Origin of the sequence: Candidatus Accumulibacter aalborgensis (assembly GCF_900089955.1) — a bacterium.
Lineage (GTDB): Bacteria > Pseudomonadota > Gammaproteobacteria > Burkholderiales > Rhodocyclaceae > Accumulibacter > Accumulibacter aalborgensis.
This window is the reverse complement of record NZ_FLQX01000119.1, coordinates 47,929-63,061: the sequence shown is the minus strand read 5'-3', so window position 1 is coordinate 63,061 and position 15,133 is coordinate 47,929. Positions and strand designations below refer to the sequence as shown.

Below are 15,133 nucleotides of genomic sequence, written 5' to 3'. Positions count from 1 at the left end.
GATCTGCGTCTTGCCGGTCGCCGTGTCTGCGTCGGAGTCGAGCGCGTCGTCACCGCCTTTGTCCTTGCCGGTGAACTGGAAGTCTGTCGGCAGATCGCCAAACTGTACTTGGTACTGCACGCCAGGCGTCAAGCCAACGAACTTGTAGGCGCCGTCCGCGCCGGTGCTGGTGGTCGCCGTGGTGTCGTCACCTCCCGTGCCGATCACCCCGTCTGCACCGCCGCCAATCAGCGTCACAGTCCGTCCGCTGATGCCTGTGGCGCCATCGTTCTGGATGCCGTCGCCGTTGGTGTCGACCCACAGACGATCGCCGAGCGCTGCGGACCGGACCTGAAACATTGTGGGTTGCTGCGCTTTCCCACTGGTCGTAACGGGCGCCAGCAGTATCGCAAGGTTGTCGTTATCGGACTGGTCGTCGGTGACGTCCGGGACAAAATTGTCATGCTGTCCGGCAAAACCGACCAATATGCCGACGCTGGCCTCATCCCATGCCCCAATGACGTTGGCAAGGGCAGCGTGGCCCATGGATTGAAAGATGTAGGCATCGCCTAACAAGGTCCATATGGCCGCTTGCACGTCACCCGAGGTGTAGCCTTTCGAGACGTAGTTCTGGTTGAGTAACCAGTTCACCTCGTCCAAGTTGCCCCAGTTTTGGACAGTCGGGAAGGCAGATTGAATCGCGGCCAGATCATAGGAGGAATAATAGGCAGCATCAAGGGTTACCGTATAGGGGCCAGTTATAGGCCCGGCAGGCCGATCCAACTCAATTTCCGTGTCTGCGCACCACGCGTCCCACGGGCCTGTGCCAAACGGGGAAGACGCGAGCGTCAGGTTCAAGAGGCTTGGGGAGGTGACTGGGCCACGATAAGTGATTGTGGCCGTGACGATTGGCTGTGGCATTAGAAATATCTCCTTATTATTGCTAGGCGAATGTTCAAAACAAGTAATTGCCGCGATCAACGTTCAGGCAGCTACCCAACCCCTTGGTCCTTGGTCTCATACCCGCCTTAGGTCGCAAAGTCCTAGCACGCCTTGTTTCGCCAGATCTGCTGATCCGTTGATTTCCTACAGGCGAACCACACGATGAAGCCCCGCAACATGCCTATCCAGTTGACTCAGGAAAAAGCAGTGTGACGGGGTGCAAGCTCAGCAATCTGGTCAAAGAGGGGCACCCAATTTGACCTATGGACAACTCGCTCAATATCCGAAGCGACGAACTCGCGCCACTACCGGCTGTGGTGGACAGCTGAATTAGGCGGATAGGTATATCTCGCGAAATCGCAGAGAGAGGCGCCAACTGAAGCGCCCCCTTCCCACTCTTGCTACTTGCTACTTGCTACTTGCTACTTCCGACGCCGAGCCACCAGCATCGCGACAACAGCAACGGCAAGCAGTGAGAGGGATTCCGGCTCGGGGATGGGATTGGTCGGAATGGCAAAAGCTGGCATCGAGGCAGAGATCAGAACGGCGATCGAGAACAAAGTACGCATGGGAATTCCTCCTAAAGTTGATCATTCAGTACTGCCGATCGATTGAGCAGCAGTCGGAGTAACTTAAAGCAACAAGCGTGCCCGAATGAATGCTTTTATGATTTATTGCAATTTTCATTTCTGCTCCGAAAACGAGTGCCGTCACAGTGTAAAATTTTCCGACAGCCCGCAGCCTTCCTGTACTCGCCTGGCATGACAAGAGTCGCTCGGCCTGACCTGCTTCTGGCCAGCAAACGCCGCCGGGTGTGGCGCCAGAGCTGGTGACGCCATGCCTTAAGCACCGTGGCTCGCGGCACGCAAGGGGGACATCCCGGTCACCCTGTGCTTTGCGGTCGGCGGGTGTCATGGCAAAGACAAGGGAGTGGTCATCACGAAGACTGTTGACGGTGGTGGTCATAAGGAAGGCAGGCGATGGCTGAGTCGATCACGGCAGCGAATACTGGTGAGCATAGGAAGCATCGACCACGCTGGCCAAGAACTGTGAATCGCTTTTTACAGTCTCAACGGTCAGTGGCGCGGCAGTCGCGCTGCTGACCACCACCATTGAGCATTTCAGCGAGCATTTCAGCCCAAGGAACAGTCCCATGGATTTCGGCAGCAAGCCCTCCTTGATTGGCCCCCTGCTTTGCTTGGCCGTTCCACTGTTCACCGCTTGCGAAACCACACATTACGAATACTCCCCGCCGCACAGCGACCAGGGCAGGATCTGTGTGACGCAGTGTGCCGGGGTGCGCGAGACCTGTCGCAATACCGAGATGCAACGCGCGCAGTGGGAGAAATCAGGCTGTGAGCACCGTCAGGAAACGACCTACCACGCGTGCATGGCACGCGCGGATACCAAGGACGAAACCCGCGCCTGCGCCAAGAAGCGGGGAAGCTGCTGGGCCAATGAAGATACCTCGCGCTGCGAGAACGATTACCGCGAGTGCTTCGTGACTTGTGGTGGCCACATCCGGACCTACATCGAATAGGGCGACTTCAAACCGCCGTTCGGCGGCGAAAGACCCAGACCTTCTCATTGGAGGCTTCAGCGGCATAGGCATAGCCTGCGAGCGCGAAATTCTGCAAGCCGGCCGCCTCGCGCAGGCGATTGACGATCGCAAAGCGCGCCATCAGCCCGCGCGCCCGCTTGGCGTAGAAGCTGACCACCCGGAACCGGCCGCTGCTCCAGTCCTCGAAGACAGGTTGCACGACCGGCACCGACAGTTTTTTTGGCCGGACAGCCTTGAAATACTCTTCCGACGCCAGATTGACCAGCAGCCCCGCACGGGCTTCGCGCAGCGACGCGTTGAGGGCGTCGGTGATGCGTTCGCCCCAGAAAGCGTAGAGGTCCCGACCGCGCGGATTGGCCAGCCGCGTGCCCATTTCCAGCCGGTAGGCCTGCATCAGATCGAGCGGACGCAGCAGGCCGTAAAGCCCGGAGAGGATGCGCAGATGCGCCTGGGCGAAGTGCAGGTCGGCCGGCGACAGCGTCGCTGCGTCGAGTCCGGTGTACACGTCGCCGTTGAAGGCCAGGACCGCCTGTTTGGCGTTCTCCGCGCTGAATGGCTGCGCCCACTCGGCGTAGCGGGTGACGTTGAGCACCGCCAGTTGATCACTGACCTTCAGCAGGCTGGCGACTTCCGGCGGCGACAACTCGCGTAGACGCTCGATCAAGCCTTGCGACTGGTCCAGGAAGTCCGGCTGAGTGTGTTCGGCCAGCGTCGGTGGACTCTTGAAATCGAGCGTCTTGGCGGGTGAGAGGACGATGATCATCGGCTTGTTCCAGTCGGTGGAGAATTTCCGGCGCGATAGTGCCTTACTCCGAACGGAGGCGCGCGCACTCATCGAGGACGATCCCAACGCGTTGTATTTCAGCTCCGCCAGCGTTTGGGAGGTGGCCATCAAGAATGCGCTCGGCAAGCCCGGCTTTCGTGCTGATCCGCACTTGTTCCGGCGCGCTCAACTGGATAACGGCTATGCTGCTCATCAGCAGCCAGCACACGGCAGGCGTGGCAAACCTGCCTGATCATCACAAAGATCCTTTCGACCGGGCAGACTGATGGCCGATCAGAAAATCACCCGGGCCAGCAACAGACCGGAAGTCACGGCGACCACGGTGGCCACAACGCCGGGGATCATGAACGAGTGATTGAGCACGTATTTGCCGATCCTCGTCGTCCCTGACAGGTCGAAGTTGATCGCCGCGATCAGCGAGCCGTAGGTCGGGATGAAGAAGTAACCGTTGACCGACGGGAACATGGCGATCAGGAATTGCGGCGGGATGCCGAGTGCCATGCCCAGCGGCATCAGCGCCCGGGTCGTCGCGGCCTGGCTATAAAGCAGTACCGAAGCGAAGAACAGACCAAAGGCAAAGGTCCACGGCGCCACCTCGGCCCAGTGCCCGATGGCCGGCACAATGACTTCCTTGTGCGCGGCGATGAAGCTGTCGCCCAGCCAGGCGAGACCGAAGATCCCGATCACCGCCACGACGCCGGCGCGCAGCGTCGCGGTCTTGGGGATTTCGTCAACATTCACCCGGGTCAGCATGAGCATGATCGCGGCGACGGCCATCATCACCACCTCAATGACGATCGGCATGCCCAGCGCGCTCTTGGCGCCAGGCAGCTTGCGCAATTCGGGGAAGAACCCGAAGACGACGACCAGCGCGACGCCACACAGGAACAGGCAGGCCGACAACCTGGCCGCCGGCTTCAGTGGCGGGCGATCGGCGAGCGCCTTCGGCGCGGGAATCTCGCCTGCCTGTAGGCGAGCCTGGTACTCGGCATCGTCCTTCAGATCCTTGCCGACAAACATCGAGACGACTGCGGCGACCACCACACCGGTCAGCGTGGCGGGAACGCAGATCATCAGGATCTCGGGCAGGCCCCATTGGCCGAGACCTTTCTCGGCAAACAGGCCGATCATCGCCGCCGTCGCTGCGGACACCGGACTGGCCGTGATCGCCTGCTGCGAGGCGATGGTGGCGATCGCCATCGGTCGCTCCGGGCGGATGCCACTCTGGTGCGCCGTCTCGTAGATCACCGGCAACAAGGGATAGACGATGTGCCCGGTGCCGGCGACGAAGGAGAAGCTCCATGTGGTCAGTGGCGCAACGATGGTCACGTACTTGGGGTTGGCACGGATGATGCGTTCGGCAATACGGACCAGGAAGTCGATGCCACCAGCGGCGTCCATTACCGACGCGGCCATGATCACTGCCAGGATGATCAACATCACGTCGATCGGTGGCGAGGTCGGCGTCACGCCGAAGCCGACGATCAGGATCAGAAGGCCGACTGCACCCCAGAGGCCGAGCCCGACCCCGCTGTAGCGGGCGCCCATCCAGATCGCCGCGAGAACGACCACGAACTGCAGAATGATGGTCAACGTCATGTGGGCTTCTCCAGTCTACGATCAGCCGTCCTGGTCGAATTTCGGGCTGATCAGGTTCTCGAAGCAGAACACCTCGTCCCACTTCTCCTGCGTCAGCAGCTTGCGCTCCTTGACCACGATGTCGTGCAGCGACTTGCCGGTCTCGTAACCTTCGCGTGCGATCTCGGCACACTGCTTGTAACCCAGTGAAGGCTTGAGAACGGTGATGATGCCGAGCGAGTTGAGCACCATTTCGCGTGCGTGCTCAACATTGGCGGTGATCCCCTGAACACAGTTCACGCGCAGGCTGTTGACCGCGTTCTCCATCGTGAAAATGGACGTAAAGAGCGCAAAGGTGATCACCGGCTCCATCACATTGAGCTGCAACTGTCCGGCGGAAGCGGCCAGCGTCACGGTCAGGTCGAGCCCGATGACCAGGAAGCTGGTCTGGTTCACGACCTCGGGAATCACCGGATTCACTTTGCCCGGCATGATCGACGAGCCCGGCTGCATTTGCGGCAGATTGATCTCGTGGAAACCGCAGCGCGGGCCCGAGGCGAGTAAACGGATGTCATTGCAGATCTTGGTCAGCTTGGCCGAAGTCCGTTTGAGCACGCCGGACAACTGCACGTAGGCGCCGGTGTCGGAGGTCGCCTCGACGAGGTCGCCGGCCAGGATCATCTTGATGTTCGTCAGATCGGACAGGTAGCGGGTGACCAGTTCGGGGTAGCCCGGCGCCGCCGTGACCGAGGTGCCGATCGCCGTGGCGCCAAGATTCATCTCGTGCAGCAACTGGCGGACTTCGGCGATGCGGTGCACCTCCTCGCCGATGGTCGTTCCCCAACCGTGGAACTCCTGTCCCAGAGACATCGGAACGGCGTCCTGCAGGTGCGTGCGGCCCATCTTCAAGACGCGGCTGAATTCCTTGCCTTTGGCGTAGAAAGCGTCCTGCAGTCGCCGCAGCGCGTCCATGTAGCTTGCCAGCCGCAAGATCAGCGCCAGTCGGAAAGCCGTCGGATAGATGTCATTGGTCGATTGCCCGAAGTTGACATGGTCGTTCGGGTTCACGAACTGGTATTCGCCCTTCTGGTGACCCAGGCTCTCCAGCGCCAGGTTGGCGATCACTTCGTTGGCATTCATGTTGGTCGACGTACCGGCGCCACCCTGGATGAAATCAGTGACGAACTGATCAAGCATCTCGCCGGCAATCAGCCGATCACAGGCACCAACGATCGCGTCTGCCACCCTGGCATCGAGCACGCCGAGATCGCGGTTGGCCAGCGCTGCCGCCTTCTTCACATACCCGAAGGCCTTGACGAAGTAAGGCTCGGCCGACATCGGGATGCCGGTGATGTGGAAATTTTCCTTGCCACGCAGCGTCTGCACGCCGTAATACGCGCTGTCAGGCAGTTCCTTCTCGCCCAGGAAATCCTTCTCGATTCGTGCCATAGCCATGTCCTTTCGGTTGCTTGCGCGTTGAACCGCCGCACCCGTCGCGAGCTGGCGGCCATGTTTCGGTAGTTGTCTCCCTCACCCATCGTGCATTCTAGTCCACGGCAGCAAGAGTGCGCGCAAAACCCGCGCTTCTTGGCTGTGGCGGAAACCAGCGCACCGGCTTGCACGATTTCTGGTGTTGGTCACTGAGGCGTCGACAAAACGGCAGGCAGGCGGTAGCGGGGCCTGTTCTGCATCCAACGCCGGTCGCGGCGCGTATCAGTAGACTCGCACTGACGCTGCGGACGCGCAACTCAGGTCGACGCCTCCCATGTCAGCCACTGGCCAGGAGCAAGCGAACCTCCCAGAAAAGAACCACCATGAAGGACATCGATGACCGATTGCAGAGCCAGTGAGGGGTCGCCAGGAACCGCTGCTGAGCCGCCGGCCGGGATCCTGGCTGCACGCGATTTGCGCATGGGCTTCGTCGGCACACTCGGCACGCCCGTCCGGAGACCGAAAATGGATGGCCTGGGCAGGCCATTTGGCGACTGGCCGATGATCGGGCAAAATGCGCCCATGGGAGCCGATCAGAACCAGCAGCCGGGCAAGACAAGCGATCAGCCGGCCGACGCTGCGGCTGACGAGGTAGTCCCCCCAGACGGCCCGGGAGACATCCAACGCCAGCGGGCGCTCGCCGACGACGCGCGCCTGCAGTCCTGGATCGCCCGCGTCGTGCACCAGGATCAGCAGGCTCTGGCCGAACTCTACGAGGCAATGGCCGGGAGGACTTACGGTCTGGCCCTGCGCATCACCCGTCATGTGCAGACCGCCGAGGAAGTTACCGAGGATGTCTTCTGGCAGGTCTGGCGGCAGGCACCGCGCTTTGACGCGGCACGCGGCAGTGTCGTGACCTGGATCCTGACCATTGCCCGCAGCCGTGCACTTGACGCACTGCGTCGCCGCGATCGGGCCGAGCCGCTTGATGAGGAAGGCCTGGCCAAGCTGCATGGCGATGGCGACCCCGAGGACTTGCTGGCGGCAGTTCAACGAGAACACCGCTTGCATGCTGCCCTGCGCGACATCGATCCTCTGCCCAGACAACTGGTCGCGCTGGCCTTTTTCCGCGGTCTTTCGCATGAGGAGATCGCCAGCCAGATGAGCCTGCCCTTGGGCACCGTCAAGTCGCACATTCGTCGCACCCTCCTGCGCCTGCGCCAACTGCTCGGCGCCGATGCGCCCCGTTCGCCAATGGTGACCCCATGAACAGCAAGCCCGTGCAACAGACCGACTCTGCCGATGACAGCGGCGAAGAAAGCGCCGCCCTGAACAGTCTCCTCTGCGCTGGACTGGCACCGCTCGATCTTCTTCCGGAGCAGCGTGCCGAGCTGCGGCACAGCGTCCTGCGCCGGGTTGGCGAGAGTGCTCGCCGTCTTGCCGGGCTGATCACCGTGCGCGCCGGCGATGGCGCCTGGCGCGCAGTCAAGACGGGCATCCATGCCAAGCTCCTCTGGCAGCGACCGCACGACGCGTCGATCCTGATCGAGTTCGCACCCGGAGCTACGCTCCCGGTACATCGCCATCACCAGCTTGAGGAAGGCATCGTGCTCAGCGGTGGCCTCCGCTTGGGTGACCTGGAGCTGGGGCCGGGGGACTACCACGTCTCGCCGGCCGGTAGCCGGCATGGCCGCATTTCCTCACCAGAGGGCAGCCTGGCGTACCTGCGGGGTACGTCGCTGGGAGACACCAGGGCGACCATCGGCGAGTTGCTCGGTGGTCTGGTACCGGGCAACGGACCGGCTATCCACACCGTCTTCGCCGGCGAGGGCGTTTGGCACAGCGTGGCTACGGGCGTGGAGCAGAAGATCCTCTGGCGCGATGGCGAGGTGATCTCGCGTTTCATTCGCCTGGCACCGGACAGCCGCTTGCCGGCGCACGCTCACGCAGGCGAGGAGGAATGCATGATGCTTGCCGGCGACGCTTTCTTCGGCGACCTGTTGCTGCAGGCCGGTGAGTTCCACCTGGCGCCGGCCGGCAGCGAGCACGGTGAGGTGAGCAGCGACGCTGGCGCGCTGCTTTTCGTTCGCGGATGCGCGCCTCTGCCTCTGCCGCCACCAAGGTGAGCACACCTATCGTGAACAGCGTTGCTTGCTGACGGCATCGTGCTTCGCTGACCGCCAGCTTTGTCGACTCGACCAGCGGTGAACGGCGTATGCTATGCAATCGAAGGCGCCGCAACCTTCCGCCTGCTGCACGCCGCTGGAAGTGTTTCTGCGCTGGCTGGTGCTTCTGCTCGGCGGCGATCGCCGAGCGCGAGCATGGACGATTCTGTGAAACTTTGTTCTAGGAGTAGGCGCATGAAATACGTCAGGATTCTCGGCTTGGTGTGCTGTACCCTGGCGCCCCTGGCCTCATTCGCACAGGCTGAGAGAGTGCTCAAGGCCGATGAAATCAATGAGCGGGCCCTGGTGGACATACTGTCGGCAGAACCGGCGATTACGCCGGCACGGCGGAAGACCCGCTCGATCAATGTCGTTCGCGACGAAAGCTCGCTACCGGGAGCCAAGCCCCCTTCGGCTTCTTTGCTGATCGTTTTTGAAACCAGTTCGGCGGGCCTGACGCCGGCTGGCAAGCAATCACTGGATGTCGTCGGTCGGGCCTTGAACTCGGACAAGCTGACCCCCTTCCGCTTCGCCATCGAGGGCCATACCGATCCTCGCGGTGGCGAGGACTACAACCTGCGTCTGTCTCAGGCACGTGCAGAGAGCGTCGTGGGTTACCTGTCGGAGAACTACCACATTGATCGCGGTCGCCTCAAACCGGTCGGCAAAGGCCCGTCCGAGCTACTCAATCCGGCGCGCCCCGAGGCACCGGAAAACCGGCGCGTGACGATCAAGCGCCTCGACAATTAGACCTTCAGCAAGCGTCGCCGCCCATCGGTAATCAGCGCCTCACAGGGCCTCATTCAATCTCTTCGATCGAAAAGATGGCCGCACCGTAACGCGAAGAGCACTTGCCGCTGGAAGGGCAGACCGCTTTGCCAGCGAAAGGAATGGGCACTCCTTTTGCCAAGTGCTGGGCGATCTTCTCCACCGCCGGACGCGGAAACTCGTCAAAGGTCGTCCCTTTTTTCAGGCCGGCGGCTTTGAAGTCGCGGCGATTTTCCGAAACGATGACCACGAAGTGATCGGTACCGGGCGGCCCTCCGGCCGTCATCGCCCATCCGGGTCGAGGCAGGCGCAGTTCACCGTCACCGCCGATGCCGTTGTCTGCGTCGATGGCGTTTGGAAACAGCATGTTGATATTGCCATCGGGGCCCACCATCAGCAGGTACACATAGCCGGGGTAGAGGGAGTTGACGCGGAAGCTGAGCCTGTCGCGGTTGATTTTTACCTTCGCCTTCTCGGCTATCGCCGTCACCTGGTGATCTGGGTCGCGCTGCTGGTAGATCTGCTGCAGCATGTCCACCGGGTCAAAGGGCTTGACTACCTTCTGTCCTCCGCCTATCGCACCGTCCTTGCCGAGCAGGGTTTCCACCAACTGATCCTCAGCCAAGGATTTTCCGTCCACCGTCTTGACCTGCGCTGCCGGGGTGGCCGGCGAATCGGCTCCGGCTGCTGACGGTTGGGCAGCCGTGACCGGCGGCACCACCGGTGGCACCACCGGCGCTATGGCAGGCGCTGCGACCGTGACCGCTGGTGACGGGGGCTCAACGGTTTTGGTCCTGAGAGCATACCATGCCCCCCCAGCGACGACCATGATGGCGCCTGCCGCGCCGACCAGCAGTGCTGTCTTGCTCGCTGGCTTGCTTCCTTCAGGAGTCATGGGTGTTGCCGTCGCCTTGGCCACTGCCGTTGCCTTGGCGCTCTCGGCGGCCGGCTTCGTGCTCGGCACTTCCTCAAGCGCCAGCAAGGCGCGGAATTCGGCAATGGTCTGCGGGCGATCTTCCGGTTTTACCGCCAGGGCTCGGTCCAGCGCAGACAGGAAGGAGTGACGGTAGCGGCCAGCCGCCACTTTGGTCAGCGGTACCAGGGTATCGTTGATCGAGCGACCGACCGACGGCGTCGGGGGCCGGCCGGTAATGGCGTTATAAACGACCGCAGCGAGGGCATAGATATCGGTCCACGCGCCCTGTTTGACGTGCGGCACTTCAGCATATTGCTCCAGCGGGGCGTAGCCCGGCTTGAGAATCACCGTCAGGGCTTGCGTCCGGTCGCTGATGACGCGACGGGCCGCGCCAAAGTCGAGCAGCAAGGGGCGCCCATCGGTCAACAGCAGAATGTTGTCGGGAGCGATGTCACGGTGGAAACAGTTCTCGCGGTGAAGAACCTCCAGCGCGTCGAGCAAAGGGTCTATGACGCGGCGCAACCAGGCCTCGTCGGGCGGCCCCGGCATTCTCTGCAAGGTCTGCTTGAGCGTGATCCCTTCGTAGAACGGCATCACCATGTAGGCCGTGCCATTGCCTTCCCAGAAGCGAAAGACCTTGACCAAGGCCGGATGGTCGAACAGAGCCAGCATCCGGGCTTCATTGACGAAGCTGCGCAGGCCAATGGCAAAGGTCTGGGCCAGGCGTGCCGACTTGACGGCCACGGTCAGACCCTCGATCCTCGCCGCCAGCGACGCGGGCATGTACTCCTTGAGCGCGACCAGCCGGCCGAGTGAGTGATCATGGGCGAGGTATACGATCCCGAAACCACCTATGCCGATCAGGCCGATGACCTCGAATTCATCAATCTTGGTGCCCTCCGGCAACGCATTGCTGTCCGGGTCTTCGCCTGCCTGGCGATCTCCAGGTGGAGGCGATGACCCCGTCAGCGGACGCTGGAGCCAAGTCCTGTCGTAGTCTTCTGAGTCCGACATTGAGTTCCCTGTATTTTTATAACGACGAAGGCAAGCACGTCATTCTGACGCACTTTGCCAGTGTGGCAAAGCGTCGTTCAAACACTGCAGCTTTGCCACCGACTGGCAATGCTATACCATTGGTCGGTGGTCAATCAGAAAATGAAGGAGTGATAAACGTGAACAAGCTTGCGTCAGCAGCAGAGACCGAGGAGACGCTGCGGTCTGCGTCGCTGGAACACTACATGTCTGCCGGACAAGTGGCGTTCTTTCGCCGGCGGCTGCTCGCAGAAGAGCAGTCGCTGCTCTCGGCTGTGAAAGCCACTGCCGGCCACCTGCAGGAGAGCGAAACGAGCTCCGACTGGAACGATCGCGCCAGCGCCGAAGAGGAGCATACGCTGGAGCTGCGCGTCCGCGACCGCGAAAGAAAGCTGCTCCAGAAAATCCGCGAAGCGCTCAAGCGGATCGACGACGGCAGTTATGGCTGGTGCGAGGAAACCGGCGAGCCGATCGGCATTGCCCGTCTGCTGGCCCGCCCCACGGCTGCGCTTTGCCTCGAAGCTCAGGAGCGCCGCGAGCAGAACAAGCGCCGCTTTGGCTGATCGGTTCAAGGCCCGCGCACCGCTTTGCCGGTGAGCGCTATCCCGCCCCTGCCTTGAGCATCTCCCGGATTACGGCTTCCGCCGTCTTGATCCCATCGACGCCCGCCGAGAGGATGCCGCCGGCGTAACCGGCGCCCTCGCCGGCGGGATACAAGCCCTTGACGTTGACGCTTTGGCCATCCGCAGCGCGGGTGATGCGCAGCGGTGACGAAGTCCGCGTCTCGACGCCGGTGAGGATGGCATCGGGCATGGCAAAACCCCTGATCTGGCGTTCGAAGGCCGGCAGCGCTTCGCGAATCGCTTCGATCGCGTAGTTCGGCAGGGCGGTGGCGAGATCGGTCAGCCTGACACCCGGCTGATACGAGGGGATTACCGATCCGAGGTGCGTCGATGGCCGGCCGGCGAGGAAGTCGCCGACGCGTTGTGCCGGCGCCTCGTAGGTGCCGCCACCGAGTTCGAAGGCGCGCGTCTCGAGATCGCGTTGTAGCGCGATGCCGGCCAGCGGCCCACCAGGGTAGTCGAGCGGCGTGATGCCGACGACGATGCCCGCGTTGGCATTGCGTTCGTTGCGCGAATACTGGCTCATGCCGTTGGTCACCACCCGGTTCGGCTCCGAAGTGGCGGCGACGACTGTCCCGCCGGGACACATGCAGAAGCTGTAGACGGACCGCCCATTGCGGCAGTGATGGACCAGCTTGTAGTCGGCGGCACCGAGCAGCGCGTTGCCGGCGTTGGGCCCGAACCTGGCTCGGTCGATCAGCGATTGCGGGTGTTCGATGCGCAAGCCGATCGAGAACGCTTTCGCTTCCATGAACACAGCCGAGCGGTACAGCATTTCGAAAGTGTCGCGGGCGCTGTGGCCGACTGCCAGGACGACGTGCTCGCCGCACAGTTCCTCACCGGAGGCTAGCGTCACCCCGCGCACGCGGCCCTGGTCGATCTGCAGACCCGTTACTCGCTGCTGAAAACGGACCTCGCCGCCGAGTTGCTCGATCTCGCGGCGCATCTGTTCGACCATACCGACCAGCCGGAAGGTGCCGATGTGCGGCTTGGCGACGTAGAGAATCTCCGCGGGCGCGCCGGCCTTGACGAATTCGACCAGCACCTTGCGCCCGTAGTGCTGCGGGTCCTTGATCTGGCTGTACAGCTTGCCGTCCGAGAAGGTGCCGGCACCGCCCTCGCCGAACTGCACGTTCGACTCGGGATCGAGCACCTTCTTTCGCCACAGGCCCCAGGTATCCTGCGTGCGCTCGCGCACCGCCTTGCCGCGCTCGAGGACGATCGGCCGAAAACCGGCCTGCGCCAGAACCAGCGCGGCAAAGATGCCGGCCGGGCCAAAGCCGACGACGATCGGCCTGGCAAGCAGTTTTTCCGGCGCCCGCCCGACGAAGTGGTAGCTCATGTCCGGCGTCGGCTGCAGCCGATGGTCGCCGGCGAACTTCGCGAGCAAGCCAGCTTCATTCGGAACCACGACGTCGACGCTGTAGATGAACATCAGCGCACTGGCCTTGCGCGCGTCATGACTGCGCCGGAAAACGCTGAGCTGCAGAACGTCCGCTGGCGCAATGGCGAGGCGGTCGGCAACGGCCGCGGCCAGCGCTTCGGGGGAATGTTCGAGTGGGAGGCGAATTTCGCTGATACGCAACATGGCCAATTCCGGTGGGTGGACAAGCCCTCGCGGGTCTTCAGCCTTGCTGGCCATAGTCGGCAAACTTCGCCAGAACGGTCGCCATCTCAAGCGCATCGAGCAGCACGGGTGGACCGAGCTGGCAGGCGCGCCAATACTGCTCGCAGAGGGCTTCGAGTTCGACGCCGAGGGCGAGTGCCTGCGCCAGATCGTCGCCGAGCACCAGCATGCCGTGGTTGGCGAGCAGGCAGGCGCGACGCTGGGCCATGGCCAGCAGCACCGCGTCGGACAAGGCCTGCGTGCCGAAAGTCGCGTAACCGGCGCAGCGCACGGTAGCGCCGCCAAAACGCGCGATCATGTAGTGGAACGCTGGCACGTCGAGGCGCAGGCAGGCCAGGCTGGTGGCGAACGGCGAATGGGCGTGCACGATGGCACCGGCGTCCGCGCGAGCGGCGTAGAGGTCACGGTGGAAGCGCCATTCGGACGACGGTTTGCGGCGCCCTTCGCAGCGGCCATCGAGATGCATGAAAACCATGTCCTCGTTGACCAGCGTCTCGTAGGGCATGCCGGTAGGGGTGATCAGGAAGCCGCCTGCCCTGCCCTGCCCGGCGCGCACGCTGACGTTGCCGGCGGTGCCTTTGTTGAGACCCGCAGCGTCCATGCGCTGCGCGGTAATGATCAGTTGCCGGCGAAGTTCATCCATGGCGCTCTTCCGGGTAGAGCGAGAGCAAGCCTGCGCCGCTTGCCGGACACGAGCCACGTTCGCTGATCAGCGCGCTGACCAGTCTCGCCGGGGTCAGGTCGAAGGCAGGATTGGCGACCGCTTCATCGGCCGGGAGCTGACGGAGATCCCCGGGCCGGCCGGCCGCATCGTGGCCACGCACGATGCACAGTTCATCGGCGGGGCGCTCCTCGATCGGAATCAGCTCACCGTTCGGACAGGCAAAGTCGATCGTCGAACGGGGTGCGGCGACGTAGAACGGCACGCCGGCTTCGCGCGCGGCCAGTGCCTTCAGCCAGGTGCCAACCTTGTTGGCGACATCGCCATTGGCGGCGATACGATCGGCGCCGACGACCACCGCGTCGATCCCGCCGCGGGCCAGCAGAACACCCGCTGCGTTATCGGCGATCACCGTATGCGGCACACCCTGCTGCCTCAGTTCCCAGGCCGTCAGCAGACCCTGGTTGCGCGGGCGTGTTTCGGAAACCCAGACATGCACGTCAATTCCCGCTGCGCTTGCGGCATAGATCGGCGCCAGCGCCGTGCCGTAGTCGACGGTGGCCAGCCAGCCGGCGTTGCAATGCGTCATCAGGTCGAGCCGGCCGCGCGCGCCGGCACGCGAGCGCAGTAACAGCAGGCCGTTCTCGCCGATCCGGCGGCATTGTTCGACATCCTCGTCAGCAATCCTGGCCGCTTCCAGCCACGCCGCCTCGGCGCGCAGCGCGGGTGCCAGTGGTGTCAGGCAGGCCTGCAGGCGCGCCAGCGCCCAGTGCAGATTGACCGCCGTCGGGCGTGTCGCGGCCAGCGTCGCAATGGCGGCCAGCAGGGTGTCGTCGTCGGCCCGCGGTACGAGCGCCAGCGCCACGCCGTAGGCGGCCGTTACGCCGATCAGTGGCGCACCTCGTACCTGCATGCTGCAGATCGCGTGCCGCACGTCTTCCAGGCTGGCCAGTCGCCGCACGCGGTACTCGTAAGGCAAGGCGGTCTGGTCGATGACGTCCACGGCACGTGGATCGGCTAGCGGCCAGATTGTTCGCGTGAGCTTGCCATTCACTTTCATGACTGC

Annotated in this window: 15 protein-coding genes; 6 read left to right on the top strand and 9 right to left on the bottom strand. The window is 63.0% G+C overall.

Features of this window, described 5'->3' with window-relative positions; all coding sequences use genetic code 11:
- On the bottom strand, positions 1–900 hold a 900-nt coding region (locus ACCAA_RS12945; protein WP_281193194.1), incomplete at its 3' end, for an SdrD B-like domain-containing protein.
- A 443-nt stretch (positions 901–1,343) separates the two neighbouring features.
- Entirely contained in the window at positions 1,344–1,490 is a 147-nt protein-coding gene (locus ACCAA_RS12940) for a PEP-CTERM sorting domain-containing protein (RefSeq protein ID WP_186407660.1), read from the bottom strand.
- Between the two features lie 584 nt (positions 1,491–2,074).
- On the opposite strand from ACCAA_RS12940, the gene ACCAA_RS12935 reads away from it, so the two are divergent.
- Positions 2,075–2,461 (top strand): hypothetical protein, encoded by a 387-nt coding sequence (locus tag ACCAA_RS12935; protein ID WP_186407659.1) that lies wholly within the window; start codon positions 2,075–2,077, stop codon positions 2,459–2,461.
- 7 nt (positions 2,462–2,468) lie between these two features.
- Here ACCAA_RS12935 and yaaA read toward each other — a convergent pair whose 3' ends face one another.
- Entirely contained in the window at positions 2,469–3,245 is a 777-nt protein-coding gene (yaaA, locus tag ACCAA_RS12930) for a peroxide stress protein YaaA (protein WP_186407658.1), read from the bottom strand.
- Between yaaA and ACCAA_RS12925 the strand changes: the two genes are divergently transcribed.
- On the top strand, positions 3,238–3,498 hold the full coding sequence (locus ACCAA_RS12925; protein ID WP_186407657.1) for a PIN domain-containing protein: 261 nt from the start codon (positions 3,238–3,240) through the stop codon (positions 3,496–3,498). The two genes, yaaA and ACCAA_RS12925, sit on opposite strands and share 8 nt — an antisense overlap.
- A gap of 41 nt (positions 3,499–3,539) precedes the next feature.
- On the opposite strand, the gene ACCAA_RS12920 is transcribed toward ACCAA_RS12925, so the two are convergent.
- Positions 3,540–4,865, bottom strand: coding sequence for an anaerobic C4-dicarboxylate transporter family protein (locus tag ACCAA_RS12920; RefSeq protein ID WP_186407656.1), 1,326 nt, complete (start codon positions 4,863–4,865; stop codon positions 3,540–3,542).
- Between the two features lie 21 nt (positions 4,866–4,886).
- Positions 4,887–6,293, bottom strand: a complete 1,407-nt coding sequence (locus tag ACCAA_RS12915; protein ID WP_186407655.1) for an aspartate ammonia-lyase — start codon at positions 6,291–6,293, stop codon at positions 4,887–4,889.
- Between the two features lie 378 nt (positions 6,294–6,671).
- On the opposite strand from ACCAA_RS12915, the gene ACCAA_RS12910 reads away from it, so the two are divergent.
- The 3 genes from ACCAA_RS12910 to ACCAA_RS12900 all read left to right on the top strand — a co-directional run bounded on the left by ACCAA_RS12910 (position 6,672) and on the right by ACCAA_RS12900 (position 9,190).
- A complete protein-coding gene (locus tag ACCAA_RS12910; RefSeq protein WP_245754563.1) occupies positions 6,672–7,544 on the top strand; it encodes an RNA polymerase sigma factor in 873 nt (290 codons plus the stop codon).
- Positions 7,541–8,401, top strand: a complete 861-nt coding sequence (locus ACCAA_RS12905; protein WP_186407654.1) for a cupin domain-containing protein — start codon at positions 7,541–7,543, stop codon at positions 8,399–8,401. Before ACCAA_RS12910 ends, ACCAA_RS12905 begins: the two co-directional genes overlap by 4 nt.
- Positions 8,402–8,635: 234 nt before the next feature.
- Entirely contained in the window at positions 8,636–9,190 is a 555-nt protein-coding gene (locus ACCAA_RS12900; protein ID WP_186407653.1) for an OmpA family protein, read from the top strand.
- 49 nt (positions 9,191–9,239) lie between these two features.
- Here ACCAA_RS12900 and ACCAA_RS12895 read toward each other — a convergent pair whose 3' ends face one another.
- Positions 9,240–11,138 (bottom strand): serine/threonine-protein kinase, encoded by a 1,899-nt coding sequence (locus ACCAA_RS12895; RefSeq protein WP_186407652.1) that lies wholly within the window; start codon positions 11,136–11,138, stop codon positions 9,240–9,242.
- Positions 11,139–11,296: 158 nt separating this feature from the next.
- Here ACCAA_RS12895 and dksA point away from each other — a divergent pair, with 158 nt between their 5' ends.
- The gene (gene dksA, locus ACCAA_RS12890; protein ID WP_425394483.1) at positions 11,297–11,719 is read left to right on the top strand and encodes an RNA polymerase-binding protein DksA; all 423 of its coding nucleotides are present in this window, start codon (positions 11,297–11,299) and stop codon (positions 11,717–11,719) included.
- 37 nt (positions 11,720–11,756) lie between these two features.
- On the opposite strand, the gene ACCAA_RS12885 is transcribed toward dksA, so the two are convergent.
- Genes ACCAA_RS12885 through mtnA form a run of 3 tightly spaced genes read right to left on the bottom strand, consistent with a single transcriptional unit; the run spans position 11,757 to position 15,127 of the window.
- Positions 11,757–13,367 (bottom strand): NAD(P)/FAD-dependent oxidoreductase, encoded by a 1,611-nt coding sequence (locus ACCAA_RS12885; RefSeq protein ID WP_186407651.1) that lies wholly within the window; start codon positions 13,365–13,367, stop codon positions 11,757–11,759.
- A gap of 37 nt (positions 13,368–13,404) precedes the next feature.
- Positions 13,405–14,049: a class II aldolase/adducin family protein gene (locus tag ACCAA_RS12880; protein WP_186407650.1), complete on the bottom strand. Its 645-nt coding sequence runs from the start codon at positions 14,047–14,049 to the stop codon at positions 13,405–13,407.
- Positions 14,042–15,127: an S-methyl-5-thioribose-1-phosphate isomerase gene (gene mtnA, locus ACCAA_RS12875; RefSeq protein ID WP_186407649.1), complete on the bottom strand. Its 1,086-nt coding sequence runs from the start codon at positions 15,125–15,127 to the stop codon at positions 14,042–14,044. Before mtnA ends, ACCAA_RS12880 begins: the two co-directional genes overlap by 8 nt.
- Positions 15,128–15,133 lie beyond the last annotated feature (6 nt).